Annotated in this window: 28 protein-coding genes; 15 read left to right on the top strand and 13 right to left on the bottom strand. The window is 67.0% G+C overall.

All coding sequences use genetic code 11. The features are described 5' to 3' along the window. Positions 1–98: 98 nt before the first annotated feature. The 8 genes from KH389_RS12145 (at position 99) to hpaI (ending at position 7,391) form a co-directional block, all read left to right on the top strand. Complete coding sequence (locus tag KH389_RS12145) at positions 99–770, top strand: fumarylacetoacetate hydrolase family protein (RefSeq protein ID WP_196932177.1); 672 nt, start codon at positions 99–101, stop codon at positions 768–770. Then, positions 770–1,543, top strand: a complete 774-nt coding sequence (locus tag KH389_RS12140) for a fumarylacetoacetate hydrolase family protein (RefSeq protein WP_054914429.1) — start codon at positions 770–772, stop codon at positions 1,541–1,543. Before KH389_RS12145 ends, KH389_RS12140 begins: the two co-directional genes overlap by 1 nt. A 5-nt stretch (positions 1,544–1,548) precedes the next feature. After that, the gene (gene hpaE / locus KH389_RS12135) at positions 1,549–3,009 is read left to right on the top strand and encodes a 5-carboxymethyl-2-hydroxymuconate semialdehyde dehydrogenase (protein WP_213607521.1); all 1,461 of its coding nucleotides are present in this window, start codon (positions 1,549–1,551) and stop codon (positions 3,007–3,009) included. A gap of 119 nt (positions 3,010–3,128) precedes the next feature. Next, positions 3,129–3,986, top strand: a complete 858-nt coding sequence (hpaD, locus tag KH389_RS12130) for a 3,4-dihydroxyphenylacetate 2,3-dioxygenase (protein WP_043860073.1) — start codon at positions 3,129–3,131, stop codon at positions 3,984–3,986. A 19-nt stretch (positions 3,987–4,005) separates the two neighbouring features. Continuing rightward, positions 4,006–4,401, top strand: a complete 396-nt coding sequence (locus KH389_RS12125) for a tautomerase family protein (protein ID WP_043860072.1) — start codon at positions 4,006–4,008, stop codon at positions 4,399–4,401. A gap of 50 nt (positions 4,402–4,451) precedes the next feature. Beyond that, the gene (locus KH389_RS12120; protein ID WP_213607404.1) at positions 4,452–5,756 is read left to right on the top strand and encodes an MFS transporter; all 1,305 of its coding nucleotides are present in this window, start codon (positions 4,452–4,454) and stop codon (positions 5,754–5,756) included. A gap of 12 nt (positions 5,757–5,768) precedes the next feature. Next, complete coding sequence (gene hpaH, locus KH389_RS12115) at positions 5,769–6,572, top strand: 2-oxo-hept-4-ene-1,7-dioate hydratase (protein ID WP_043860070.1); 804 nt, start codon at positions 5,769–5,771, stop codon at positions 6,570–6,572. Between the two features lie 15 nt (positions 6,573–6,587). Next, complete coding sequence (hpaI, locus tag KH389_RS12110; RefSeq protein WP_104572505.1) at positions 6,588–7,391, top strand: 4-hydroxy-2-oxoheptanedioate aldolase; 804 nt, start codon at positions 6,588–6,590, stop codon at positions 7,389–7,391. 81 nt (positions 7,392–7,472) lie between these two features. On the opposite strand, the gene hpaR is transcribed toward hpaI, so the two are convergent. Beyond that, positions 7,473–7,895: a homoprotocatechuate degradation operon regulator HpaR gene (gene hpaR, locus KH389_RS12105; protein WP_043860068.1), complete on the bottom strand. Its 423-nt coding sequence runs from the start codon at positions 7,893–7,895 to the stop codon at positions 7,473–7,475. 179 nt (positions 7,896–8,074) lie between these two features. Between hpaR and KH389_RS12100 the strand changes: the two genes are divergently transcribed. Together KH389_RS12100 and KH389_RS12095 are read left to right on the top strand one after the other, a co-directional pair. Further along, positions 8,075–9,373, top strand: coding sequence for an NAD(P)/FAD-dependent oxidoreductase (locus KH389_RS12100; RefSeq protein WP_043860067.1), 1,299 nt, complete (start codon positions 8,075–8,077; stop codon positions 9,371–9,373). Between the two features lie 36 nt (positions 9,374–9,409). Further along, positions 9,410–9,775 (top strand): cupin domain-containing protein, encoded by a 366-nt coding sequence (locus KH389_RS12095; protein ID WP_100632703.1) that lies wholly within the window; start codon positions 9,410–9,412, stop codon positions 9,773–9,775. Positions 9,776–9,852: 77 nt separating this feature from the next. Here KH389_RS12095 and KH389_RS12090 read toward each other — a convergent pair whose 3' ends face one another. From KH389_RS12090 to KH389_RS12070, 5 genes are all read right to left on the bottom strand, one after another. After that, a complete protein-coding gene (locus KH389_RS12090) occupies positions 9,853–10,437 on the bottom strand; it encodes a TetR/AcrR family transcriptional regulator (RefSeq protein ID WP_078481241.1) in 585 nt (194 codons plus the stop codon). Positions 10,438–10,453: 16 nt separating this feature from the next. Then, the gene (locus KH389_RS12085; protein WP_088515092.1) at positions 10,454–11,668 is read right to left on the bottom strand and encodes a multidrug effflux MFS transporter; all 1,215 of its coding nucleotides are present in this window, start codon (positions 11,666–11,668) and stop codon (positions 10,454–10,456) included. A 119-nt stretch (positions 11,669–11,787) separates the two neighbouring features. Beyond that, positions 11,788–12,741, bottom strand: coding sequence for a transcriptional regulator FeaR (gene feaR / locus KH389_RS12080; RefSeq protein ID WP_058540261.1), 954 nt, complete (start codon positions 12,739–12,741; stop codon positions 11,788–11,790). A 117-nt stretch (positions 12,742–12,858) separates the two neighbouring features. Continuing rightward, positions 12,859–13,449 carry a DUF3156 family protein gene (locus KH389_RS12075; protein WP_213607403.1) on the bottom strand — a complete coding sequence of 197 codons (591 nt, stop codon included), beginning with the start codon at positions 13,447–13,449 and terminating at the stop codon, positions 12,859–12,861. Continuing rightward, a complete protein-coding gene (locus tag KH389_RS12070) occupies positions 13,409–14,911 on the bottom strand; it encodes an APC family permease (RefSeq protein WP_213607402.1) in 1,503 nt (500 codons plus the stop codon). Before KH389_RS12070 ends, KH389_RS12075 begins: the two co-directional genes overlap by 41 nt. An 883-nt stretch (positions 14,912–15,794) precedes the next feature. Here KH389_RS12070 and KH389_RS12065 point away from each other — a divergent pair. Next, positions 15,795–17,108 carry an alginate export family protein gene (locus KH389_RS12065; RefSeq protein WP_213607401.1) on the top strand — a complete coding sequence of 438 codons (1,314 nt, stop codon included), beginning with the start codon at positions 15,795–15,797 and terminating at the stop codon, positions 17,106–17,108. A 50-nt stretch (positions 17,109–17,158) separates the two neighbouring features. Here the strand turns inward: KH389_RS12065 and KH389_RS12060 are convergent, their stop codons facing one another. Together KH389_RS12060 and KH389_RS12055 are read right to left on the bottom strand one after the other, a co-directional pair. After that, the gene (locus KH389_RS12060) at positions 17,159–17,656 is read right to left on the bottom strand and encodes a PaaI family thioesterase (RefSeq protein WP_043860059.1); all 498 of its coding nucleotides are present in this window, start codon (positions 17,654–17,656) and stop codon (positions 17,159–17,161) included. 91 nt (positions 17,657–17,747) lie between these two features. Further along, positions 17,748–18,401: an ArsR/SmtB family transcription factor gene (locus KH389_RS12055; RefSeq protein WP_043860058.1), complete on the bottom strand. Its 654-nt coding sequence runs from the start codon at positions 18,399–18,401 to the stop codon at positions 17,748–17,750. A gap of 67 nt (positions 18,402–18,468) precedes the next feature. Here KH389_RS12055 and KH389_RS12050 point away from each other — a divergent pair, with 67 nt between their 5' ends. After that, a complete protein-coding gene (locus KH389_RS12050; RefSeq protein ID WP_210015466.1) occupies positions 18,469–18,981 on the top strand; it encodes a DUF2938 domain-containing protein in 513 nt (170 codons plus the stop codon). Positions 18,982–18,983: 2 nt separating this feature from the next. On the opposite strand, the gene KH389_RS12045 is transcribed toward KH389_RS12050, so the two are convergent. Further along, the gene (locus tag KH389_RS12045; protein WP_102063821.1) at positions 18,984–19,568 is read right to left on the bottom strand and encodes a hypothetical protein; all 585 of its coding nucleotides are present in this window, start codon (positions 19,566–19,568) and stop codon (positions 18,984–18,986) included. A gap of 79 nt (positions 19,569–19,647) precedes the next feature. Between KH389_RS12045 and KH389_RS12040 the strand changes: the two genes are divergently transcribed. Next, positions 19,648–20,049 (top strand): low affinity iron permease family protein, encoded by a 402-nt coding sequence (locus KH389_RS12040; protein WP_043860056.1) that lies wholly within the window; start codon positions 19,648–19,650, stop codon positions 20,047–20,049. A gap of 6 nt (positions 20,050–20,055) precedes the next feature. Here the strand turns inward: KH389_RS12040 and ycaC are convergent, their stop codons facing one another. After that, positions 20,056–20,685, bottom strand: coding sequence for an isochorismate family cysteine hydrolase YcaC (gene ycaC / locus KH389_RS12035; RefSeq protein ID WP_213607400.1), 630 nt, complete (start codon positions 20,683–20,685; stop codon positions 20,056–20,058). 73 nt (positions 20,686–20,758) lie between these two features. After that, positions 20,759–21,652, bottom strand: a complete 894-nt coding sequence (locus tag KH389_RS12030) for a pirin family protein (protein ID WP_078481248.1) — start codon at positions 21,650–21,652, stop codon at positions 20,759–20,761. 96 nt (positions 21,653–21,748) lie between these two features. On the opposite strand from KH389_RS12030, the gene KH389_RS12025 reads away from it, so the two are divergent. Together KH389_RS12025 and KH389_RS12020 are read left to right on the top strand one after the other, a co-directional pair. Further along, positions 21,749–22,657 (top strand): LysR family transcriptional regulator, encoded by a 909-nt coding sequence (locus KH389_RS12025; protein WP_173925050.1) that lies wholly within the window; start codon positions 21,749–21,751, stop codon positions 22,655–22,657. A 196-nt stretch (positions 22,658–22,853) separates the two neighbouring features. Next, on the top strand, positions 22,854–23,615 hold the full coding sequence (locus KH389_RS12020; RefSeq protein WP_043860226.1) for an AraC family transcriptional regulator: 762 nt from the start codon (positions 22,854–22,856) through the stop codon (positions 23,613–23,615). Here the strand turns inward: KH389_RS12020 and KH389_RS12015 are convergent, their stop codons facing one another. Further along, the gene (locus KH389_RS12015) at positions 23,616–25,130 is read right to left on the bottom strand and encodes an MDR family MFS transporter (RefSeq protein ID WP_213607399.1); all 1,515 of its coding nucleotides are present in this window, start codon (positions 25,128–25,130) and stop codon (positions 23,616–23,618) included. Continuing rightward, complete coding sequence (locus KH389_RS12010) at positions 25,120–26,256, bottom strand: HlyD family secretion protein (protein ID WP_058540268.1); 1,137 nt, start codon at positions 26,254–26,256, stop codon at positions 25,120–25,122. Before KH389_RS12010 ends, KH389_RS12015 begins: the two co-directional genes overlap by 11 nt. Positions 26,257–26,330 lie beyond the last annotated feature (74 nt).

Below are 26,330 nucleotides of genomic sequence, written 5' to 3'. Positions count from 1 at the left end.
CGCCGCTTGCCTTTCGTTAACATCTTAATTATAACGTTAACACATTAACGATTTGTCCCGCAGGGTGCTTGCCGCCCTGCCCTTGCCAGGAGAAGAGCATGAGCCGTGCCCTGCACGACGTTGCCACCGGCACCCTGTTCGGCGTTGCGCTGAACTACCAGGGGTTGCTGAACCAGCGTCTCGCCGAATTCGAACAGGCGCCGTACCAGAAGCCCCCGGTCAAGCCGGTGCTGTTCATCAAGACCCCCAACACGCGCAACCGCCATGCCGCCCCGGTGGTGTACCCGCAAGGTGTCGAACGCCTGCAGCCGGGCCCGGCGCTGGGCGTGGTGATCGGCAAGCGCGCCAGCCGCGTGAGCGTCGAACAGGCCCTGGAGCACGTGGCCGGCTACACCATCGTCAACGAGTTCAGCCTGCCCGAAGACAGCTACTACCGCCCGGCGGTCAAGGCCAAGTGCCGCGATGGTTTCTGCGTACTCGGCCCTGAGCTGGTGCCGACCGCGCAGGTGGCCGACCCGCATCAGCTGGCCATCGAGCTGTTCGTCAATGGCGAACTGCGCCAGCACAACAGCACCGCCAACCTGGTGCGCAACATCCCGCAGCTGATCGCCGAGATCAGCGAGTTCATGACCCTGCACGCAGGCGACGTGCTGATTACCGGCACCCCCGAAGGCCGCGTGGACGTGCTGCCAGGCGATCAGGTCGAGGTCCGGATCAGCGGCCTGGGCCGCCTGGCCAACCCGATCGTGGCCGAACAGGAGCAACGCTGATGAAACACGCCCGTATCCGTTACCAGGGCCAGGACCACGCCGTGACCGTGGAAGATGGCAACAACGTGCGCCTGGCCGATGGCCGCCTGCTCGCCGAGCACGAGGTGCAGTGGTTGCCGCCGGCCACCGGCAGCATGTTCGCGCTGGGCCTGAACTACGCCGACCACGCCGCCGAACTGGCCTTTGCCGCACCCACCGAGCCGCTGGCCTTCGTCAAGTCGCCCGGTACCTACACCGGCCACAACCAGGTCACCTGGCGCCCGGACAACGTCAAGTACATGCACTACGAGTGCGAGCTGGTGGCGGTGATCGGCAAGCCGGCGCGCAACGTCAGGCGCGAGGACGCGCTGCAGTACCTGGCCGGCTACACGGTGTGCAACGACTACGCGATCCGCGACTACCTGGAGAACTACTACCGCCCCAACCTGCGGGTGAAGAACCGCGACGCCACCACCCCGGTGGGCCCGTGGATGGTCGATGTGGCCGATGTGCCGGATGCGTCCAACCTCACCCTGCGCACCTGGATCAACGGTGAGCTCAAGCAGCAGGGCAGCACCCGCGACATGATCTTCGACATCCCCTACCTGATCGAATACCTGTCCAGCTTCATGACCCTGCAACCGGGCGACATGATCGCCACCGGCACCCCTGAAGGCCTGGCCGACGTGGTGCCGGGTGATGAAGTGGTGGTGGAAGTGGAAGGTGTCGGCCGCCTGGTCAACCGCATTGTCAGCGAAGCCGAGTTCTTCGCCCTGAACCCGCAAGAGGCATGAACCCGATGATCAAGCACTGGATCAATGGCCGTGAGGTCGAAAGCAAGGACGTCTTCGTCAACTACAACCCGGCCACCGGCGAGGCCATCGGCGAAGTCGCCAGCGGCGGCGCCGAAGAAGTCGCCCAGGCAGTTGCAGCGGCCCGGGAGGCGTTCCCCAAATGGGCCGGCACCCCGGCCAGGGAGCGGGCGCGGCTGATGCGCAGGCTGGGCGAGCTGATCGAGCAGAACGTGCCCCGGCTGGCCGAGCTGGAAACCCTGGATACCGGCCTGCCGATTCACCAGACCAAGAACGTGCTGATCCCGCGGGCCTCGCACAACTTCGACTTCTTCGCCGAAGTGTGCACGCGCATGGATGGCCACACCTACCCGGTCGACGACCAGATGCTCAACTACACCCTGTACCAGCCGGTCGGCGTGTGTGCGCTGGTGTCGCCGTGGAACGTGCCGTTCATGACCGCCACCTGGAAGACCGCGCCCTGCCTGGCCCTGGGCAACACGGCGGTGCTGAAGATGAGCGAACTGTCGCCGCTGACCGCCAACGAACTGGGCCGCCTGGCGGTCGAGGCCGGCATCCCCAATGGCGTGCTCAACGTGATCCAGGGCTACGGCGCCACCGCAGGCGATGCCCTGGTGCGTCACCCGGACGTACGCGCCATCTCGTTCACCGGCGGCACCGCCACCGGCAAGAAGATCATGCAGACCGCGGGCCTTAAGAAGTACTCGATGGAACTGGGCGGCAAGTCGCCGGTGCTGATCTTCGAGGACGCCGACCTCGAGCGCGCGCTGGACGCGGCGCTGTTCACCATCTTCTCGCTCAACGGCGAGCGCTGCACCGCCGGCAGCCGCATCTTCATTCAAGAGAGCGTGTACCCGCAGTTCGTGGCCGAGTTCGCGGCGCGGGCCAGGCGCCTGATCGTGGGCGACCCGCAAGACCCCAAGACCCAGGTCGGCTCGATGATCACCCAGGCCCACTACGACAAGGTGACCGGCTACATCCGTATCGGTATCGAGGAAGGCGCCACCCTGCTGGCCGGTGGCCTGGAGCGCCCGGCCAACCTGCCGGCGCACCTGGCGCGCGGGCAGTTCATCCAGCCCACGGTGTTTGCCGACGTCAGCAACAGCATGCGCATCGCCCAGGAGGAGATCTTCGGCCCGGTGGTGTGCCTGATCCCGTTCAAGGACGAGGCCGAGGCACTGAAGCTAGCCAACGACACCGAGTACGGGCTGGCCTCGTACATCTGGACCCAGGACATCGGCAAGGCGCATCGCCTGGCCCATGGCATCGAGGCCGGCATGGTGTTCATCAACAGCCAGAACGTGCGTGACCTGCGCCAGCCGTTCGGCGGGGTGAAGGGCTCCGGTACCGGCCGCGAAGGTGGCCAGTACAGCTTCGAGGTGTTTGCCGAGATCAAGAACGTGTGCGTGTCGATGGGCAGCCACGCCATTCCGCGCTGGGGCCTCTAAGCGCATCGCCGGCAAGGCCGGCTCCTACAGACGGCACAACCCCTGTAGGAGCCGGCCTTGCCGGCGAAAGCACCCGCCCTGACCCACCACAAGAACAACAGATCCAGGAGTACCCCACCATGGGCGAAGTCGTCCTCGCAGCCAAAGTCTGCCACGTCCCCTCGATGTACCTGTCCGAACTGCCCGGCAAGCACCACGGTTGCCGCGAGGCCGCCATCGCCGGCCACAAGGAGATCGGCCGCCGCGCCCGCGAACTGGGCGCCGACACCGCCGTGGTGTTCGATGTGCACTGGCTGGTCAACAGCGGCTACCACATCAACTGCGGCGAGCACTTCAAGGGCACCTACACCAGCAACGAACTGCCGCACTTCATCAAGAACATGGACTTCGAGTACCCCGGCCTGCCGGCACTGGGCGAGTTGATCGCACAGGAGGCCAATGCCGCCGACGTGCGCACCCTGGCCCACAACATCCCGAGCCTGGAGCTGGAATACGGCACCCTGGTACCGATGCGCTACATGCACATGGACGTGCCCGCCGCCGACAGACTCAAGGTGGTGTCCATCGCCGCCTGGTGCGCCTGGCACCGCCTGGAAGACAGCTTCACGTTCGGCGCCGCCGTGCGCCGGGCCATCGAGAAGAGCGACCGCAAGGTGCTGGTGCTGGCCTCCGGCTCGCTCTCGCACCGCTTCTCGGACGACCGCAACGCCGAGGCCAACATCCACAACTGGACCCGCGAATTCGACAAGCAGATGGACCTGCGCGTGGTGGAACTGTGGAAGCAGGGCCGCTTCAGGGAGTTCTGCGCGATGCTGCCCGACTACGCCAGCCACTGCTACGGCGAAGGTGGCATGCACGACACCGCGATGCTGCTGGGCCTGCTTGGCGGCGCCGACTACGACAGGCCGGTGGAGGTGCTGACCGAGCCGTTCGGCAGCTCCGGCACCGGCCAGATCAACGCCATCTTCCCCGTCTGACCCCGCCAAGGAGCCCAGGATGCCCCACTTCATCGCCGAGTACACCGACAACCTCCAAGCCCAGGCCGACCTGCCCGGCCTGTTCGAAAAGGTCCACCACTGCCTGGGCGCCACGGGCGTGTTCCCGCTGGGCGGCATCCGCAGCCGGGCGGTGCGCCTGGACACCTGGCGCATGGCCGACGGGCAGCACGACTACGCCTTCGTGCACATGACCCTCAAGGTCGGCCACGGGCGCGACCTGGCCACCCGCGAACAGGTGGCCAAGGCCCTGTTCGCGGTGATCACCGAGCACTTTGCCGACCTGCAGAGCCAGCGCCTGCTGGCCCTGTCGTTCGAAATGATCGAGCTGCACCCGCAACTGAACTTCAAGCAGAACAACGTGCACGCGTTTCTGAACCAGCAGCAGCCGGGCTGAACCCGGCCCTGCGCTCCCCCATCGGCCCTCTGACCAAAAAGAACAAGATCATGAGCACAGCCAATACCGCCGCATCGGCCAGCCTTGCCCAGCACGACTCCACCCACGGCACCGTCACCTGGCGGCTGATGCCGCTGCTGCTGGTCTGCTACCTGTTTGCCCACCTGGACCGCATCAACATCGGCTTCGCCAAGATGCAGATGAGCAGCGACCTGCACTTCAGCGACACGGTGTACGGCTTCGGTGCCGGCCTGTTCTTCATCGCCTACGCGCTGTTCGGCGTACCCAGCAACATGGCCCTGGACCGGGTCGGCCCGCGGCGCTGGATCGCCACCCTGATGATCGTGTGGGGCGCGCTGTCCACCGGCATGCTGTGGGTCGAGTCGGCCTCGGGCTTCTACGTGCTGCGCTTTCTGCTGGGCGTGGCCGAGGCCGGGTTCTTCCCCGGCATCCTGGTGTACCTCAACCGCTGGTACCCGGCCCGGCGCCGTGGCCAGATCACCGCGCTGTTCGCGATTGCCGTGCCGATGGCCGGGGTGATCGGCGGGCCGCTTTCGGGCGGCATCCTGGAACTGTTTCACGACGCCGCCGGCCTGCGCGGCTGGCAGTGGATGTTCCTGATCGAAGGGGCCCCGGTGATGCTGCTGGGCCTGGTGGTGCTCAAGCGCCTGCCCGACAGCTTCGAGCACGTCAGCTGGCTGGACGCCGGCCAGAAGCAGCACCTGCGCGAGCAGTTGGCCAGCGAAGAGCAACGCAAGTCGATCACCTCGTTCGGCGGCATCCTGCGCAACCGTCAGGTATGGCTGCTGGTGGCGGTGTACTTCGCGGTGATGCTGGCGGTCAACACCCTGGCCTTCTGGATGCCGACCCTGATCCACGGCGCCGGTATCGGTAGCGACGGCCGCGTGGGCCTGCTCAGCGCCATCCCCTACCTGGCCGGCTGCCTGTTCATGATCGCCTGCGGGCGCTCGTCAGACCGCCAGCGCGAGCGGCGCTGGCACCTGTGCGTGCCGCTGCTGATGTCGGCACTCGGCATCGCCGTGGCCGGGCTGGCCCCGGGCAACCCGCTGATGGTGCTGGGCGGCCTGATCGTCGCCGGCATGGGCGCCAGCGCCGCCCTGCCGATGTTCTGGCAGCTGCCGCCGGCGTTTCTGTCCAACACCACGCAGGCGGCCGGTATCGCGCTGATCAGCTCGTTCGGCAGCATCGCCTCGTTCCTTGCGCCCTACCTGATCGGCTGGATGCGCGACACCACCTACAGCGCCAGCCTTGCGCTGTACGTGCTGGCCCTGTTCATCGCCCTGGGTGGCCTGCTGGTGCTGCGCACCCGGGCTGCCATCGTCAACCCCCAGTAAGAGATGCCGAACATGCTCGACCCTAGCCAGATCCTTCAAGCCGCCGCCCAGCTCGACCGCGCCGAGCGCAGCCGCGAGCAGGTGCGCCAGTTTTCCCTCGACCACCCGGCCATCGGCATCGAGGACGCCTACGCCATCCAGCGCGCCTGGGTGGCGCAGAAGATCAAGGACGGGCGCAAGCTGGTCGGGCACAAGATCGGCCTGACCTCGCGCGCCATGCAGGTGTCGTCCAACATCACCGAGCCGGACTTCGGCGCGCTGCTCGACGACATGTTTTTCGACGAAGGCAGCGACATCCCCTTCGAACGCTTCATCGTGCCGCGGGTGGAGGTGGAGCTGGCGTTCATCCTCGGCAAACCCCTCAAGGGGCCCAATGTGACCCTGTTCGATGTACTGGATGCCACCGAATGGGTGATCCCGGCGCTGGAGATCATCGATGCGCGCATCCAGCAGGTGGACCCGCACAGTGGCGCCACGCGCAAGGTGTTCGACACCATCTCCGACAACGCCGCCAATGCCGGGGTGGTGATGGGTGGGCGCGCGGTGCGCCCGGGCGACATCGACCTGCGCAAGGTGCCGGCGGTGCTGTACCGCAACGGCGTGATCGAGGAATCCGGGGTGTCGGCGGCGGTGCTCAACCACCCGGCCAAGGGCGTGGCGTGGCTGGCCAACAAGCTGGCGCCGTATGACGTGGCGCTGGAGGCCGGCCAGGTGATCCTGGGCGGTTCGTTCACCCGGCCGGTGGCCGCCAACCCCGGCGACACCTTCCATGTCGACTACGACATGCTCGGTTCCATCGCCTGCCGTTTTGTCTGACCTTCGGAGACTGCCATGCACCTGCCTGTGAACCGTTTCAAACAACGCCTGGCCAGTGGCGAGCCGCAGATCGGCCTGTGGCTGGGGCTGGCCAGCGCGTATTGCGCGGAGCTGGCGGCCAATGCCGGCTTCGACTGGCTGCTGATCGATGGCGAGCATGCGCCCAACGACCTGCGCGGCATGCTCGCGCAGCTGCAGGCGGTGGCGCCCTACCCTGGCGAGGCGATCATCCGCCCGGTGATCGGCGACACCGCGCTGATCAAGCAGGTGCTGGACATCGGTGTGCAGACGCTGCTGGTGCCGATGGTGGAAAGCGCGGCCCAGGCCGGCGAGCTGGTGCGCGCCATGCGCTACCCGCCGCTGGGCGTGCGCGGGGTGGGCAGTGCACTGGCGCGGGCGTCGCGCTGGAACAGCATCCCCGGCTACCTGGACCAGGCCGATGCGCAGATGTGCCTGCTGGTGCAGATCGAGAGCGCCGAGGGGCTGGCGCAGCTGGACCGGATTGCGGCCGTGGAGGGGGTGGACGGGGTGTTCATCGGCCCGGCCGACCTGAGTGCGTCGATGGGGCACCGGGGCAATCCGGGGCACCCTGACGTGCAGGCGGCAATCGAAGACGCGATCGTGCGGATTCAGCGTGCGGGCAAGGCGGCCGGGATTCTCAGCGCCGATGAAGCGCTGGCGCGCCGCTACATCGAACTGGGCGCGGCGTTCGTGGCGGTGGGGGTGGATACCACGGTGCTGATGCGCGGGTTGCAGGGGTTGGTGGGCAAGTTCAAGGGTGAGGCGGCACCTGTCGACCAGGCTGGCGGGGTGTATTGATCTGACGGGCCTCTTCGCCGGCAAGGCCGGCTCCTACACAGGCTGCGGTGTCTGCAGGAGCCGGCCTTGCCGGCGAATGAGTTAGCGCCGTACTTGCTTCAGTTCTTCCAGCAACCCCAGCAACTGCTGCAGCTTCTGTTCACCGAACTGGTCCTGCAGCTGCTGGTAGTTGGCCTCCATGCTCTGGCTCATGGAGTCGAAACACGCCACGCCCTTGTCCGCCAGCTTGACCAGCACCCGCCGCTGGTCCTGCTCGGCCTTGCGCCGGCACACCAGCCCCGCCGCCTCCATGCGCACCAGCACACCGGTCATGCTCGGCTTGAGGATGCACGCCTGTTCGGCCAGCCGGTAGATCTCCAGCTCGCCCTGCTGGCTGAGGATACGAATGACCCGCCACTGCTGCTCGGTCAGGCCATGCTGGTTGAGCGAGGGGCGGAAGAAGCTCATTGCCGCCTCGCGGGCTTGCAACAAGGTAAGAGTCAGCGAAACACGAGGTTTGGACATGGAAGGCTACGGTCATCAGGTTATTTGTTAACACTTTAACAAAGAAGCCGGCGGCCACCTACCCGCCTGCGCAGCGCTGGCACCCGCGGTCAAGGCACGCGGCACGCAGGGTCAAGACACACCACCCCGCCAAGCCCCCTAATAGGCCTCGAAAGCTCCTCCACTTTTCAGGCTGCGCCATGATCACGATCGAAACGCCGACCTACTACACGGCAACCAAGAAATACAACCTGAGCTTCCCGACCCTGGAACACGATGAAGACGCGGACGTGGTCATCATCGGCGGCGGGTTTTCCGGCATCAACACGGCGCTGGAGCTGGCCGAAAAGGGCATCACCAACATCGTCGTGCTCGAGGCCCGCTACCTGGGCTTTGGCGGCACCGGGCGCAACGGCGGGCAGATCATGGCCGGCATCGGCCACGACCTTGAAAAGATCAAATCAGCCGTGGGCGAAGATGGCCTGCGCCAGATCTTCGAGATCAGCGACCTGGGCGCCGACATCATCAAGCAGCGCATCGCCCGGTACGCCATCGATGCCGACTTCTGCCACGGCTATGGCTACATGGGCTTCAATGCCCGCCAGGAGAAAACCCTGCGCGCCTGGGAGAAAGACTTCAAGTCGGTGAATTCCCAGCACGAGATCCGCTTTCTGGGCGGCAGCGAGGTCAGCCAGATCATCGGCTCCAACGCCTACGGCAGCGCCCTGCTGCACATGGGCGGCGGGCATGTACACTCGCTCAACCTGCTGCTGGGCGAGGCCAAGGCCGTGGCCGGGCATGGCGTGCGCATCTTCGAGAACAGCCCGGCGCTGCAGGTGCAGTACGGCGAGCGCATCACCGTGCGCACCGGCCGCGGCTCGGTACGCGCCAGCAAGCTGCTGTGGGCCTGCGACAGCTTTCTGAACAGGCTTGAACCCGAACTGCACCGCTCCACCATCAACACCTACGCCTTCCAGATGATGACCGAGCCGCTGCCAGAGGAGCTGATCCGGCGCATCAGCCCGATTCGCGGCGCCTACAGCGACATTCGCCCGGTGATCGACTACTACCGCGTGACCAACGAGAACCGTCTGCTGTTCGGCGCCGCGACGCCGCTGGTGGAGCATATCCCCCGCGACCTCAAGGCCTGGAACCGGGCTTTGATGTTGAAGATCTTCCCGTACCTGAAGGACGTGAAGATCGACCTGGCCTGGGGTGGCCCGATGGCCTGCAGCCCCAACCTGTTCCCGCAGGTCGGCACCCTGCCCGGGCGCAGCAATGCGTTCTACGTGCAGGGCTACTCCGGGTTCGGCGTGACGCCCAGCCACATCATCTGCAAGGTGCTGGCCGAGGGCATGAGCGAAGGCTCGGCCCGCTATGACCTGGTCAGTTCAATCCCGCGCCCGACGATTGTCGGCAAGGACCATATCCGCCCGCTGCTGCTCACGGCCGGCAAATCCTGGCACCAGCTGTCGGGGTACTGGAATGGCCGGCGCTGACCCCCCCTTTTTTTCCACTGTTCAAGGAACACTGCCATGACCCTGACTGCACTCAAGCACAACATCCAGCTCGGCGAACTCGACGCCTGGGGCACCGTTGCCGACCTGGGCTCGGAGATTCTCGAAGGCGAGGTGCGTGCCTTCGGCAAGATGACCTTCGGCGCGCCGACCGACGCGCTCAGCAGCGCCTACTTCGGTACCACCCAGGGCAGGTTCCGCATGGTCTATCCGTTCAACGAGCAGGCCACGGTGATGACCGGCCAAGTGCGCCTGACCGATGAAAGCACCGGGCAGAGCACGCTGTACAAGGTGGGCGACAGCTGGTTCGTGACCAAGGGCACACCGGTGCTGTGGGAGGTGCTGAGCGAGAGCTTCGTGAAGCATTACCTGGCGGTGGCCTGACGGGCCTCTTCGCCGGCAAGGCCGGCTCCTACGGGATGACGCGGTGCCTGTAGGAGCCGGCCTTGCCGGCGAAGGCATCACCTCGGTGCCGCGCCCAGCGCATCCCCGAACACCACCCACATCGCCCGCAACCGCCGCGCGTACGCCTGCGGCCCGGCATAGATCAGCTCTACATTCAGGCTGTCCACCACCCCCAGGTACGCGTCCACATACACCCCCCGCCGCGCCACCGGCACCTGCGGCAGGCACGTGCCCAGCGCCTGCTCGAACACCTCGCCCAGCCGCGCCAGGTACCCCTCGAAGCCTGCCGAGATGATCGGCCGCAGCGCCGCCGGCGGAAAGAACGCGGTGCGCAGCAGAAACCGCAGGTGCGCCGACTGTTGATAGCGCTCACCCAGGCAATGGGCATAGCCGGCCCCCGGCAACGCGTCGTCGCACTGCGCAAAGCACTGCTCCACATACAGCCGCTCGGCCTCCACCGCACGCTCGAACACCGCCTCGAACAGGTCGTCCTTGCTGCTGAAGTGCGCATACAGCGACGGCTTGCGCATGCCGGCCGCCGCCGCGATGTCGTTGAGCGAGGCGGCATCGTAGCCATGCTCGGCAAACTGCTCGACCGCGATCGCGCAGACCTTCTGCGCCGAAGGCGTGAGGGTTCTCATGCAGGGTTCTCCCGTATCAATGCCCGGCCAGGCTGCTCGCCTCGACCGGCGCGTGCCGGGTGCAGGCGCGCACCAGCAGCGCCACGACAACACCCGAAATCACCAGCAGCGACGCCCAGTGCGCCGCGCCCAAAGGCGCCATGATGCCCGACAACGGCGTGGCGAACGACGAAATGATCAACTGGAAGGCGCCCAGCAACGCTGCCGTGGAGCCCAGCGCGCGGCTTTGCGAAGACATCACCAGCGACATCAGCGTGGCCTCGAGAATGCCCAGGCCGAACATCGCCAGCGCCATGCCGGCAACGATGCCGGCCAGCCCCGCCGCGCTCAGGGCCCCTGCCAGTACCACCAGGGAACCGATCAGCAGGCACCCCGCACCGGCCTTGGCCAGGCGCAGCAGGCCCTTGCGCGCCACCAGCCGACCCGCCGCGATGGCGCCGAGCAGAATTGCCACCCCGGTGGCGCCGAACAGCGTGCCGAAGGCTTGCACCGACAGGCCGAAGTGGGTCTGGTAGACGAACGCCGCACCGCCGATGTAGGCAAACAGAAAGAAGAACACCGCCGCCAGCGCCAGCGCCGGGCGCAGGAACTGGCCATCGCTGCCGATGCGCAGGTAGGTGCGCAGGATGTCCCGCGGCTGCCAGGGCTGGCGCTTGTCGGCGGCCAGGGTTTCCTTGAGCACCCAGGCCGAGTTCAACAGTACCAGCACGCCGAGCCCGGCCAGGGTGAGCATGATCGCGCGCCAGCCAAGGTGCGCCCCCACAAAACCGCCCACCGCCGGTGCGAGCACCGGCGCCAGGCCCTCGACGGTCATCAGCAGGGCGAAGATCTGCGCGGCGCGCGCCCCTTCGGCCACATCGCGGACCATGCTCATGATCACCACCAGGGTCAGCGCACTGCCCAGGCCCTGGACAAAGCGCGCCGCCAGCAGGGTTTCGAGGCTGGGCGCCTGGGCCGCGGCCAGCGAACTGAGCACAAACACCAGCAGCCCGGCCAGCAGCGGCCGGCGCCGGCCCAGGGTGTCGACCAGCGGGCCGAACAGCAATTGGCCGGCGCCCATGGCCAGCAGAAACACCGTCAGCGTCAGTTGCACCCCGGCATAGGTCGCGCCGTACTCGGCGGCGATGCTCGGCATGCTGGCCAGGTACATGTCGATGGCCGACGGCCCCAGGGCGCCGATCAGCGCCAGGGACACGGCAAATTTCACATGGGGGGACTGCGGGGTGTGCATAGCTCGAATCCACAAAAAGGTCACAGGTCTGGCTGCCGAATGCCTAACCTACCGACCGGTAGGTAGCCAGAGCGTGCGAGCCTATACACTGTGCCCCGCAGGGTCAAGCCAGTGGTTTATCAGGCCGGGCCGGCCAGGCTATGGGAGCGGTAGTCCTTGGGCGAGCGTTCGAACTGTTTCTTGAACGAGCGGCTGAAGTGCGCCGAATCGGTGAAGCCCCATTTGTAGGCGATGGTGGTGATCGACTCGGTCTTGAGGATCGGGTTGGCCAGGTCGTCGGCGCTGCGTTGCAGGCGCGTGCGCTGGATGTAGCGACACACGCTGTCGCCCTGCTCTTCGAACAGGCGGTAGAGGTGGCGCACCGAAATGTTCAGGCGGTTGGCCAGGTTCACCGGCGACAGGCCGGGCTGGCCCAGGGACTCGTCGATCACCTTCTGCACATAGCTGCGCAGGTTGGCGCCGTGCAGCGCCGCGCCCGGCTGCACCTGGTCATCGCCGCCCTCCAGGGCCGACCCCAGCAGCGACAGAAATGCACTGTGCAGGGCCTGGCCCTCGGCCAGCTCGCCCTCCCCCGGAGCGCTTTCCTTGCACAGCTGATCCATCAGCACATGCAGCATGCGCCCGCAGGCCTTGGTCTGGGAGATCTTGCCGAAGGTACGCGCATCGCCCCCCAGCTGCCGGCACACCGCCTCGCGCGAGAGCGACAGCGAGGCGTGTTCGATCAGGCCGAACGGCATGATTTCACAGGCCCCGACCGCGTCCATCAGCAGCATCTCGCCCGGTGCCAGCTGCACGCTGACGCCGTTCTGGGTGACCTGGGAGAAACCGGTGCGCTGGCTGACCAGAAAGCAGTGCTGGTCGTTGTCGCGGTCGGGCTTGATGCCGTCGCGGCGGATCAGCCCGGCGTTGGTGCGCAGGTTGGCCAGGGCCAGGCCGCCGCGTGACCAGGTGGAAATCTCGCCGATGAACAGCGAGCGGTTGAATGCAAGTTCGGTCTCGAAATGCCCGCAAATGTGCTGCATGTCGGCATTCCAGCGGTCCAGCGCAGTGCCGGCGAGCTGATGAGTACTCATGGGTACCTCCACGATGGCATCTTGTTTTTGTTGGGCAATAGTTAACATGTTAGCTATATGCGCGCAACACGTTCGTCGTCGCCAGGGTGGAAGCAGTTTTGGTGCCAGTCTGCGGGTTCAGAGGTCTTCGACAAGCCGCGCCAGACCTTTCAATGCGGCCAGCAGCAGGTCACGCTGTGCGGGGTTCAGGCTGATGTAGCGACGAAACGCCGGCATGCGGTTGACCACCTCGCTGCCGCCCATGTGCTCCAGGGTCAGGGTCCAGCAGCCGCCTGCCAGGTCCAGGTGCAGGCGCTTGAATTCCAGCGGCATCAGCGCCTGTTGCAGGGCCGGGTCGTGGGCCAGGGCCTGTTCCAGCCGCGCCTGCCAGGACTGCTCGCCACGCAGCCGGCGCCAGCGCAGGCCGCTGCGCCGCAGTGCACCGGTATGCTGCAACGCCAGCCGCGCCGTGCCCTGTTGCGGGCCGGGCACCTGCAGGCGGAACTCGCACAGCACCAGGTGCATCAGCAACTGCGACTCGGTGCGCTCGCGCACCTCGAACGTCAGGCTGCCATCGGCCAGGGCGTAGCGTGCACTGCCCGGCCCCAGCACCTCGCAACCGGCCAGGCCGAGGTTGCGCTGCAGGTGCGCCAGCGTCACCCCGGGGCGGTAGCCCGAGGGCGCGCGGTCAAACAGCCTTTGCCACAGTGTGGGCAGGGTATGCGCCATGCTCGACTCCCGGTTGGTGGGCAAATTCGCGCGCCAGCACCTCTTCGACCGAGGCCGGCTTGAACGGGTTGACCTTCTGCACCACCAGGGTCCAGAACAGCGCGTACACCGCCGTGGCGCCGAGCATCCAGGCGAATGGCACGTAAACCTGGGCCGGGTTCATGCCCGGCGGGGTGATGAACCACATGCCCAGGCCGATGCCGACGCTCGACAGCAATTGCGGCAGCGGGAACAGCGGCGAGCGGTAGGCCCGTGGCAGGTCGGGCCGGCGAATGCGCAGGATCACCACCGACAGCGTCACCAGCAGGTAGGCGGTGCTCCAGGCACACACCGCCGCCAGTACCAGGTGCAGGATGGTGTCGGTGTTGCCGCCCAGCCACCAGGCGTGCAGGCACGGGATCAGCATCGCCACCAGAATGCATACGATAGGGGTCTTGAAGCGTGGGTGCAGGTAGGTGAACACCCGGGGCAATGCGCCATCCACCGCCATGCCATAGAGGATGCGCGGCACCCCGGCCATCAGGGTGTTGATGGTGGCGGCGCCGGCGAACAGAAAGCCGATGCCCAGCCACAACGGGCCGATATCGCCCATCACCTGTTGGGCAAAATGCGGAATGGCCATGGGCGTGTCCAGCAGGTGCGTACCGCTGGCGGCGTCGAGCAGCACGTTGTCGACCTGGCGCTTCATCGCCGCGCCATAGATGAACATGCACGAGGCCACGCCGAACAGCCCCAGCGCCATGGCCCTGGGCAGGGTGCGCGCCGACTGGCGCAGGTCGGGTGCCAGCGGGGTGACGAACTCGCAGCCGACGAACATGAACATCGCCATGCCCACCAGCGACAGCACGGTGATCAGGTCGGTGCCCACCAGCGACGCGCCGAACCAGCCGTCCAGTTGCACCGCCGGGGCGGCGATCAGGCCGAGCACGCCGAACACCATCAGCGTGGTCCACATGCCGAAGGTGAGGATGATCTCGGCCTTGCTGAACACACTGATGCCGAACGCATTGAGGATGCCGAACACCACCACGAAGCCCACCCCCAGCAGCCACGAGCCACCGGAGGATTCGGCCAGGGTGTTGAGGTGTTCGAAGTTCACCAGCGCCATCACCCCGGCCAGGATGGTTTCGGCGGTGCCGGCGAACACGTGCACGATCAGGTAGGCCGACAGCGTGCCGGTGATGGCGAAGAAGCGCCCCATGCCGCAGTTGATGTAGTCGTACACCGAGCCGGTGGTGGGCAGGATGGCGGCGGCTTCGGCGAAGGTGGTCGACTGGGCGAGCATCATCAGCATGGCGATCAGCATGGCCACGGCGAACGCACCGCCGCCGATGCCGAAACCGGTGGTGGCGGTGAGGATCACCGGGCTGGCCATGATCAGGCCGATGGTGCTGGCCAGCGCGGTGGGGAACCCGACCGTGCCGCGGTTCAGGTGCACGCTGAGGGTGTGGTTGAGCGACATGATGAGCGACCTCGAATGCCGTTGTTGTGGTTATGCGCCACTGTGCGCTGGCGGTTGACTGGCGTCTTGCCCGTGGCTGCCTGGGGTTTTGTTGCAGGCTGCCAGGGCACTTCTGGCCGTAGCCGGTTTGCCTGGCGGACCGTGCACTCAGGTTTTACGACCGCTTCGCGCTCGATCGTCGGCCAAGCCAACTCCCACGCCCTGCGGGCAGAAGCCGACCTCACAGCCCCTAACAACCTGCTTCTGGCCGCAAGGCCGTGGGAGCGGGCTTGCCCCGCGATCTGGCGCGTAGCGGCAGCAAAACGAGCGCGCACGGTTTGCCTGACACACCCTGCACTCAGGTTTTACGACCGCTTCGCGCTCGATCGTCGGCCAAGCCAACTCCCACGCCCTGCGGGCAGAAGCCGACCTCACAGCCCCAAACAACCTGCTTCTGGCCGCAAGGCCGTGGGAGCGGGCTTGCCCCGCGATCTGGCGCAAAGCGGCAGCAAAACCTGCGCGCACGGTTTGCCTGACACACCCTGCACTCAGGTTTTACGACCGCTTCGCGCTCGATCGTCGGCCAAGCCAACTCCCACGCCCTGCGGGCAGAAGCCAACCTCACAGCCCCTAACAACCTGCTTCTGGCCGCAAGGCCGTGGGAGCGGGCTTGCCCCGCGATCTGGCGCGAAGCGGCAGCAAAACCTGCGCGCACGGTTTGCCTGACACACCCTGCGGGCAGAAGCCGACCTCACAGCCCCAAGCAACCTGCTTCTGGCAAGCACCCCGGCACCTACCCGCCTGGCGCACACAATCAATCCATGTGGCAGCCAGATCAAAGACAGCCCCCACCGTCCCCGCCCTAAATGGCCACCACTCACGCCAACCCGGGGACCCCACCACCATGAACCTGCACCCTCACCTGCTTGCCGCCCTCAGCCTGGCTGCGCTGCTGGCCCAGCCATCAGCCCAGGCCATCGAGCTCTACGCCGATGACGAGTCCCACCTGAATGCCGACATCCTGGCGGTGTACGGCCTGTTCAACAGCCGCAAGAACTACGACGCCACGCCCGGCGGCTCGACCTGGCGCGAGGGCTTCATCAAGTATGGAATCAGCGGCGACCAGCGCCTGGCCGGCAACGGCAGTGCCTACGGCGCACTCAGCTGGGTCAGTTCCGCCACCTGGGGCGATGGCGACGCAGCCGGCAACACCGACGGCACCGAGCGCACCACCAAGCTGGAGGACGCCTACCTCGGCTGGCGCTCCGGCGAGCTGTTCCCGTTGCTGGGCAAGGATGGCGTGGATGCCTCGCTCGGCCGTCAGGTGGTCAAGCTGGGCCGCGGCTTTCTGATCAACGACGATGGCCCCAACCTCGGCAAGGGCCCCGCCGACGGCGCGCTGGACCGTGGCGGCGCCTATTACCTGGCGGCGCGCCACGCCTTCGACCGCACCGCCGTGCTGCGCCTGGGCGGCGAGCGTGGCGTGCACGCCAGCGTGCTGTGGCTCAAGTCCGACAACCGCGCCCAGGCCGAGACCGAACTGGCCGCCGGCACCCTGGATTACACCACCGCGGCCGGCACCCTGGGACTGACCTGGGTTCACGGCCTGGGCGTGACCGAGCAATGGGCCAGCGAATTCCAGCGCCAACGCGACGGCATGGACACCTACAGCCTGCGCGGCGAAGGCAACGCCGGTATCGACAACGCCAGCTTCGCCTTCGAATACGCCTGGCAGGACAAGCAGGCCGGCCCGGAAAAGGCCTGGTACGCCGAGGCCGGTTACACCTTCGCCGAGCTGCCCTGGGCACCGAGCCTGACCTACCGCTACACCCGCTATTCCGAAGGCTGGGATGCCTTGTTCACCGGGCTGAGCACCGGCTACGGCACCTGGTTCCAGGGTGAGGTGGCGGCCAACTACGCGGGGCCGTTCAACAGCAATACCGGGGTGCATCACCTGGGCCTGGTGGCCAAGCCACTGGAGAACCTGACCCTGGGCGCGCTGTATTTCGACTTCGATACCCTGCACACACGCAACGCGCTGAACCTCGGTGCCCGCGAGCTGGACCTGTACGTGGAATGGGCAGTCAGCCCGCACCTGATCGTCAGCCCGCTGGTGGGGCTGTACCAGCCGAAAAAGGACGAGAACACGGGGGGCAATCAGGTGGGCGGCAATGGCACCAACCTGTACAGCCAGGTGACGCTGGCGATGCCGTTCTGAGTTGGCTGGGGCGACGGCCAGGGACATGTCCAAGGCCATCGCCCCCGGGGTTACACGGTCGCGTGGGCCTGTTGCTTGAGGCGTTCGGTGTCGACGCGCACGAACACCGAGTCGGCCGTCACGGTGAGTACGTCGCCGGCCCAGACTTCGCAGATGACCCGGCTCTTGCGCCCCACCTCACCCTCGACCCACGCCTTGAGCACCAGCTCCACGCCCATCGGGGTGGGTTTGAGGTAGGTCAGCGAAAGCTTGCCGGTGACGCAGTCGATGCGCGGCAGGCTGCCCGGCTCGCGGCCTTCGGCGCGGTAGTGCCAGGCCATGGCGGTCCAGTTCGAATGGCAGTCCACCAGCATCGCCAGCAACCCGCCGTACACCAGCCCCGGCCAGCCGGTGAAGGTGGCATCGGGTTCGTGCCGGCACAGCACGTGGCTGCCGTCCTCGGCCCAGTGGCTTTTCAGGTGCAGGCCGCTGGGGTGCGAGGTACCGCAGCCGTAGCACACGCCCTCTGGCGCGGCGAGGTCTTGCAGGGGTAAGGCTTGGGCGTTCATAGGCTTCCTGATTGTTTTTATGGAAAGTCAGACCGTCGATGGTAACGCTGCCAGGCCCGCGCGCGAAAGCGCCAGGGGCCGCCGCAGAGGCTCAGGCCTCCACCGGCAGCCCTGCCGCCTGCCAGTCCGGCAGGCCGCTGTCGAGCCGGCGCACCTTGAAGCCGTGCTCGCGCAAGGCCGCGGTGGCGGTACTCGACAGCACGCACCAGGGGCCACGGCAGTAGGCAACGATCTCCTGGTCCTGCGGCAGTTCGGCCAGGCGCTGCTGCAGCTCGTCCAATGGCATGCTGATCGCCCCCGGCAAGTGCCCCAGGGCGTATTCCTCGTGGGAGCGCACATCCAACAGGGTGATGCTCTGCTCGTGCAGGCGCTGCACCAGCTCGTCGCGCGACATCGCCTCCAGGCGCTCCTGCGCACTCATGCTGTCGGCCAGCAGCTCGCGCACCGCCAGGCGGTTGTGCTCGGCGAACTGCCCCAGTGCCGCCAGCACCTCCAGGATCGGCCCACCACCCAGGCGGTACAGCACGCGCTTGCCGTCGCGGCGGGTCTGTACCACGCCGGCGCGACGCAGGTGCTGCAGGTGCTGGGAGGTGTTGGCCACGGACAACCCGCACAGTTCGGCCAGGCGCTCGACCGCACGCTCGCCCTGGGCGATGTGTTCGAGCAGGTGCAGCCGATGCGCATGGCCCAGGGTGCGGGCCAGCTCGGCGATATCGATGAAGTGTTGCTGAGGAAGGTCGGTCATTGACAGGAAGCTATCATTCGCCAATCATTCAATCAATTCATTGAATGTTTTATTCAGGAGCAACGCCATGTCCCCTCTGCTTCACTTCATCGCCAGTGCCAGCCTGATCGGGCTGCTGGGCACGGCGCTGGCCGACCTGTGGGCCGAAACACAGAAGCGGCTGCTGAAGGTGCCCACGCCCAGCTGGCCGATGGTCGGGCGCTGGGTGGCGCACCTGCGCCATGGTCAGTTCACTCATGACAGCATCGCCAAGGCGCCGCCCGTACCGGGCGAAGCCCTGCTGGGCTGGGCGACGCACTATGTGATCGGGGTGCTGTACGCCGGGCTGCTGCTGGCGATCTTCGGCATCGGCTGGGCCCACAGCCCTACCCTGCTGCCGGCGCTGGCGATCGGTATCGGCACGCTGGTGGCGCCGTTCTTCATTCTGCAGCCGGGCATGGGCGCAGGCGTACTGGCCCGTCGCACCCCCAACCCCAAGGTGGCACGCCTGCGCAGCCTGGCGGCGCACACGGCGTTCGGGGTCAGCCTGTTTGTCGCGGCGCTGCTGCTCAATGGCCTGGGCCTGATGCCCCGGGGCTGAGCTCAGGCCTCACGCTGGCACCAGGCGTCTATCAGTACGTCCAGCAATGCCTGCGCATCCGTGGTGTTGGCGTCGACCAGGGCAATGGCCCAGCCACAGCCGGCCAGCTCGAAGTGTTCGCGCCAGTTGGGCCACGCCACAAGCCCGGCCAGGTCGAAGGAAAACATGCCGCCCCGCTCGCCATGGCCGCCGTGAATCGACTCGCCCAGGCCGAATGGCTGCGGGTCGAAGGGCTTGAGGCTCACGTAGTACACGTGGTGGGTGTCGTGCTCCGGGGTGGGCGCGCGGTTGCACTGGGAGAAGTCCACCGACTGCCAGCCCAGCTCGCGCTCGTTCATCGGCTGTGCCTGCGCGAGCAGGTAGTCGAGCCCCAGCGTACGCCCACCCGGCCAACCGAGCTGGGTGGCACTGAAGGTTCGCTGGCGCGCCTTGCGTGGGTTGGCAAGCTCGCTCCAGCCCAGCTCGCGGGTCAGCACCAGGCCCTTGAGCAAGCGGTGCTCGCCATTGTTCAGCTCCAGCACGAACTGGCCGTAATCGGTGGGTATCACCCGCACCAGGTGCGTCGGTGCCCCGTGGTCCTGCCCCATGTCTTCTTCCCCTGATGTTACAAAGAATTTCGGCAACGCCGCAGGGTCTACCCAGTAGATCCCCACACAAGAGTCTGCCATGAAATTCGAACGCTTCGCCCAGGGCCTGGCCAAACAGGCCGGTCGCTCGCGCACCTTCCTCATCGCACTGGTACTGATCGTGGTCTGGGCCGTCACCGGGCCGTGGTTCGACTACAACGACACCTGGCAGCTGATCATCAACACCTCGACCACCATCGTCACCTTCCTGATGGTGTTCGTCATCCAGAACACCCAGAACCGCGACAACGACGTGCTGCACATCAAGCTCGACGAACTGCTGCGCTCGACCAAGGCGGCGCACAACGCGCTGATGAACCTCGACCAGCTGGACAACAGCCAGCTCAAGCAGTTGCTCAAGGAGTACCGGGAGATCGGCGAAGACCGCGCCACCGACCTGCCCGCCGATGAAACCGGGGGCAGGCGCGGCGACGCGCAGTGAGGCGGGCTACTGGTTGGCGCCGGTGAGGGTGTTGTAGCTGGTGATCAGGTTGCGGTAGTCGGGGATGTGGCTGGAGAACAGCGCGCCCAACCCCTCGACATCGTTGCGCCAGTCGCGGTGCAGTTCGCAGGCTGCGCCGAACCAGGTCATCAGTTGCGCACCGGCCGACGACATGCGGTCCCAGGCCGCGTCGCGGGTGATCGGGTTGAAGGTGCCGGAGGCGTCGGTGATCACGAACACCTCGAAGCCTTCGGCAATCGCCGACAGCGCCGGGAACGCCACGCACACCTCGGTGACCACACCGGCGATGATCAGCTGCTTCTTGCCGGTGGCCTTGACCGCCTTGACGAAGTCCTCGTTGTCCCAGGCGTTGATCTGGCCGGGGCGCGCGATGTACGGCGCGTCAGGGAACTGCGCCTTGAGCTCGGGCACCAGCGGGCCGTTGGGGCCGCTTTCGAAGCTGGTGGTGAGGATGGTGGGCAACTTGAAGTACTCGGCCAGGTCGGCCAGCGCCAGCACGTTGTTCTTGAACTTGTCCGGCTCGATGTCACGCACCAGCGAGAGCAGCCCGGCCTGATGGTCGACCAGCAGCACGGCGGCGTTGTTCTTGTCCAGACGGGTGTAGGGAACACTCATGGTCATACTCCTTGCAGGGGTGGTCCGGCGCCGTGGCGCCGGAGTTGGGACAAACGTGAGTTGCATACAGACCCTAGTCGGCGCGTGTGACAGTGCCGCCGCCATTGGTCATCTGGCCGAAGCGCCCGGCGCGAAAATCGGCGAACGCCGCCTCGATCTCGGCATCGCTGTTCATCACGAACGGGCCGTAGCCGACGATGGGTTCATCCAGCGGCTCGCCGCTGAGCCACAGCACCGCCGCCTCGCTGTCGGCCTGCAGCAGCACTTCGTCGCCGGCACGCTCCAGCAGCACCAGTTGGGCCGGGCCCACCGAACGCTCGCCATTGACCGTGACCTGGCCGCGCAGCACCACCAGGGCGCTGCTGTGACCGGCCTGGGCAGGCAACCGCACGGGCTTGCCGGACTTGAGCTGCATGTCCCACACCTGCATCGGCGTGAAGGTGCGCGCCGGGCCGCGATGGCCGTGGTAGTCACCGGCGATCACCCGCAGGCTGCCGGCACCGCCGGGCAGCGCCACGCTGGGGATGTCGGCGGCCAGCAGGGTCTGGTAGCCGGCAGGGGCAGACTTGTGCCGGGCCGGCAGGTTGACCCACAACTGCACCATCTCCAGGGTGCCGCCACTGCGGGCGAACGACGGCGCATGGAACTCTTCATGCAGGATGCCGCCTGCGGCCGTCATCCACTGCACATCGCCCGGGCCGATCAGGCCGCCGGCACCGGTGGAGTCGCGGTGCTCCAGTTCGCCCTGGTAGACGATGGTCACCGTTTCGAAACCGCGGTGCGGGTGCTGGCCGACGCCGCGACGGGCGCTGGTGGGGGTGAAGGCATGGGGCCCGGCGTAGTCGAGCAGCAGGAACGGGCTGATGTGCTGGGCCAGGTTGTCGTAGGTGAACAGGCTGCGTACCGGGAAGCCGTCACCCACCCAATGCGGGTGCGGGCTGCTGTAGACGCCTTGGATCTTTTTCATGAGCTACCTCCTCTCGTGCATGAAGCCAACGATAAGGGCGCAACGCTGAAGGCGGTAGATAGCGTAAAGTGCCCTCAGCGTTCCATTTGGAGAACAGTGGTGGAAGACCTCAACGACCTGTACTACTTCGCCCAGGTGGTCGAGCACGGTGGCTTTGCCGCCGCCGGCCGTGCCCTGGACATGCCCAAGTCCAAACTCAGCCGGCGGGTGGCCGGGCTCGAGGAGCGCCTCGGGGTGCGCCTGATCCAGCGTTCCACCCGGCATTTTTCGGTAACCGACATCGGGCAGGCCTACCACCGCCATTGCGTGGCCATGCTGGTGGAGGCCGAGGGTGCGGCCGAGCTGATCGAGCGCCACCGTGCCGAGCCCCAGGGCATCGTGCGCCTGAGCTGCCCCACGGCGCTGCTGGATTTCTGGGTGGGGCCGATGCTGTCGCGCTTCATGGTGCAGTGCCCGCTGGTGCAGCTGCATATCGAGAGCACCAACCGCCATGTGGACCTGATCCAGGAAGGCATCGACATTGCGCTGCGGGTGCGGGTGCCGCCGCTGGAGAGCAGCGACCTGGTGATGAAGGTGCTGGCCAACAGCACGCAGTTGCTGGTGGCCGCGCCCGGCTTGCTGGCGTCGTTGCCCAGGCCCATCGTGCCCGCCGACCTGGCCGCCTTGCCGAGCCTGCACTGGGGCAACCCGCAGCGCGATTATCAATGGCAGCTCAATGGCCCGGACGGCGCCACGGCCAGCTTGCGGCACACGCCGCGGCTGGTGACCGACGACCTGGTGGTATTGCGCCAGGCGGCGCTGGCGGGCGTGGGGGTGGTGCACCTGCCACTGGTGGTGATCCGCGACGAGCTTGCCCGTGGCGAGCTGGTGCAGCCCACCCCGCACTGGGCACCGCAATGCGGGCTGGTGCACGCGGTGTTTGCCTCACGGCGCGGGCTGCTGCCTTCGGTGCGGCACCTGCTGGATTTTCTGGCCCAGGAGTTTGCCCAGAGCGGGATCGATTGATGTGCCAGGGTTTGCTGGCGCTATGCGCCAGATCGCGGGTCAAGCCCGCTCCCACGGGGATTGCGGCACTCTTTGAATAGGCGCTGTACCTGTGGGAGCGGGCTTGCCCCGCGATCGAATGCACAGCATTCGCTGATCCTGCACCCACCGATCATCAGGCATACTGCCCCCCCACCCTCAATCCCAACGCACCGCCATGCAGCCGATTGTCCCCCTGGCAGAAAACTACCCCCACGGCGAGCGCATCGCCCCGCACTGCCACAACCGCGCCCAGCTGATCCATGCCCTGAGCGGGGTGATCACGGTCAACTCCAGCCAGGGCTGCTGGGTGGTTCCGCCAGGGCGCGGCGTATGGGTGCCCGCCGCCGTCGAACACGACCTGAAGATGGCCGGCCAGGTCCGCATGCGCACCCTGTTCGTCGCCTCCGACGCGCGCCCCGACCTGCCGCTGACCTGCCGCGTGGTGGACATCCCGCCGCTGCTGCGTCAACTGATCATTAGCGCCATGCTCATCCCCGCCGACTACCCGCCCGGCGGGCGTGACGAGCGGGTGATGCAGTTGATTCTGGACGAGATCCGCGTGCTGCCGATTCTGGCCCTGCACGTGCCGCTGCCGGTCGACCCGCAACTGGCCGCGCTGTGCCAGGCCCTGCGCGACGACCCGGCCAGCCCCTGGAGCCTGCAGCGCGCCGCCGCCCACAGCGGCCTGAACGCACGCACCCTGACCCGCGCCTTCCAGCGCGAAACCGGCCTGAGCTTCATCCAGTGGCTGCGCCGCCTGCGCCTGCTGGCCAGCCTCGACGCGCTGGCCGCCGGGCACTCGATCCTGAACGTGGCGCTGGACCTGGGCTACGACAGCCCCAGCGCCTTCAGCGCCATGTTCCGCCGCACCCTGGGGGTCTCGCCCAGTGCCTACTTCGGCAAGACCCCAGCCTACGGCCAGCCCGACGCCGACTAGTCAGCGTGCATGCTGGCGCAGCAGCAGCGACGCCAGCGCACACACCGTCAACGCCACGCACGACACATAGAACGCATCCGAATACGCCATCAGGTAGGCCTGCTGATGCACCGTCTGGTCCAGCTGCGCCAGCACCTGCAGGTGCGCCGGGGCCTGTGCATCGAGCACCCCGCCGGGCAGACGCTGCTGCACGGGTGCATCGAACAGCGTCAGGCTCTCATTGATACGCTGCCCGTGAAACCGTTCGCGCAACGACACCAGCTGCGTCAGCAGCGCCGTGCCCACCGCACCGCCCAGGTTGCGCAGCATCGATATCAGCGCCGAGGCGGAGCCGGCCTGGGCCTTGTCCAGCCCTTTCACCGCCAGCACCGACAGCGCCACCATGATCAGCGGCTGGCCCAGCCCGCGCACCACCGTGGAGGGGATGATCACGTTCTTCGCCGCGTCCGCCGACAGGTGCGCCCCCAGCCAGCAGCCCAGCGCCATGATCGCGAAGCCGCTGGCCACCAGCACCTTGGCGTTGAGCCAGCGCATCAGGCGCGGCAGCAGCGGCGCCAGCAGCAACTGCACCATGCCGTAGGCGATCAGGCTGATGCCGATTTCGCGGGCGTTGTAGCCCTGCACCTGGGACAGGTAGTTGGGCACCAGAAACACCAGCCCGAAGGTCGCCGCCCCGAACACCGCCATGGCCAGGCTGGCCACGCCGAAGTTGTAGCTGGCCAGCAGGCGCAGGTTGATGAAGGGCCGCGCGCCCCACAGCTGGCGCTGCACGAACAGCGCCAGCGCCACCACGGCAATCACGCTGAAGGTGACGATGAACGCCGAATCGAACCAGTCCTCGCGCCCGCCCTCCTCCAGCACGATCTGCAGCGCGCCCAGCCCCAGCGCCATGGCCGCGATGCCCAGCCAGTCGGCGCCGCGCAACTGGGCGCGGTCGCCGGCCTGCGCCGGGATCGACCACGCCACCGCCGCCAGCAGCGCCACCCCGGGCAGCAGTTGCAGCAGGAAGATCCAGCGCCATGAATAGGCGTCGGTCAGCCAGCCGCCGATCGACGGCCCGGCGGCCTGGGCCACGCTGTTGGAGAGGCTGAACAAGGCCATGCCCAGGGCGATCTTGCTCGGCGGCAGCTCGGTGATGATCAATTGCATCGACAGCGGGATCAGCACCGCCCCCGAAGCGCCCTGGATCACGCGGATGGCGATCATCGCCTGCAGGTTCGGCGCCAGCGCGCAACTGACCGAGCTGATCAGGAACACCAGCGAGCCCACCAGCATCACCCGGCGCAGCGAGAACACCTGCACCAGCCAGGCGGTGAGCGGAATCATGGTGATTTCCGCCACCAGGTAGGCGGTGGAGATCCACGAGCCTTCCTCGAACGTCGCCCCCAGCGCGCCTTCGATTTCCGGCAGCGCGGCACTGGTGACGTGCACGTTCATGCCCGCCATGAAGCAGCCGAACAAGCCTCCGATCACCGCCACCCACGCGCGCAGCGATACCTTGTCTTCAGTGCTCATCGCGCACCTGCGCCGTGCGCGTATCGATGGTGGCGATCACCGACATGCCCGGCAGCAGCCGCGGCGTGCCGGGTTCCACCGGGTCGAGGTGAATACGCACGGCAAAGCGCTGCACGATCTTGGTGAAGTTGCCGGTGGCGTTGTCGGGCGGCAACAGCGCGAACACCGCCCCCGAGCCGGGCGAGACGCTGTCGACCGTGCCCTGCCAGTGCCGGCCGAAGGTGTCCACCTCCAGGGTCGCGCGCTGCCCCGGGCGCATGTGTTCGAGCTGGGTTTCCTTGAAGTTGGCCACCACGTAGGCCTGCTCCACCGGTACCACTGCCAGCAGTGGCAGGCCGGGGCTGACGTACTGCTGCACACGCACCTTGCGCTGCCCCACCACGCCGTCGAAGGGCGCCCGTACCTGGGTGTCGGCCAGGGCGTTCTCGGCCAGGGCCAGGGCCGCCTCGGCCTGTTCCAGCTCGGCCTCGCGGCGCACCAGTTCGGCTCGGGCCTCGCGCTGCTGGCTGGCCAGCACCTGGTGCCGGGCCCGCTGCATCGCCCAGCCGGCGTCCGCGCCCTTGAGCGTGGCCTGCGCCTGGGTGCGTGTGGTGCTGGCGCGTTCGGCACGCTGGGCACTCACCGCGTTCATGCCGATCAACTGGCGGTAACGCTGCCAGTCGAGTTCGGCGCGCCGCGCCTCGGCACCGCCCGCCTCGCGCTCGGCGGCGGCACGGGCAATCGCCTGCCCTTGCCCCTCCAGCTGCGCCGCCAGGGTCACCAGCACGGCCTGCTGCGCCTGCACCGAAGCGGTACTGGCGGCCAGCGCCGCACGGGCCTGGCGCACCTGCTGGCGATAGTCGCGGTCGTCCAGCTGCACCAGCAGGTCGCCGGCCTTGACCACGGCATTGTCGGCCACGCTGACCTGGGCCACATAGCCGCCCACCCGCGCACTGATCGGCGCCCAGTCGGCGCGCACGTAGGCATCGTCGGTCTGTTCGTTGAAGCGCCCGCTGTGCCACACATACAAGGCAACCCCTAGTACCGCCAGCGTGCCGGCTGCGCCCAGGGCGCGGCGCAGCGTCATCACGCGCACGCGCTCGGTGGCTTGGGTAACCGGTGGTTCGGGGCTGACCGCCTGGTTCATGTTCGTGCTCCCTGTTGTTGTTCAAGGATGCACTCTAAGGGGGTCAGCGGTTGGCGTTCGCTAGCGTACAGACC

Origin of the sequence: Pseudomonas qingdaonensis (assembly GCF_018398475.1) — a bacterium.
Lineage (GTDB): Bacteria > Pseudomonadota > Gammaproteobacteria > Pseudomonadales > Pseudomonadaceae > Aquipseudomonas > Aquipseudomonas palmensis.
This window is presented reverse-complemented; position numbering and strand designations above follow the sequence as displayed.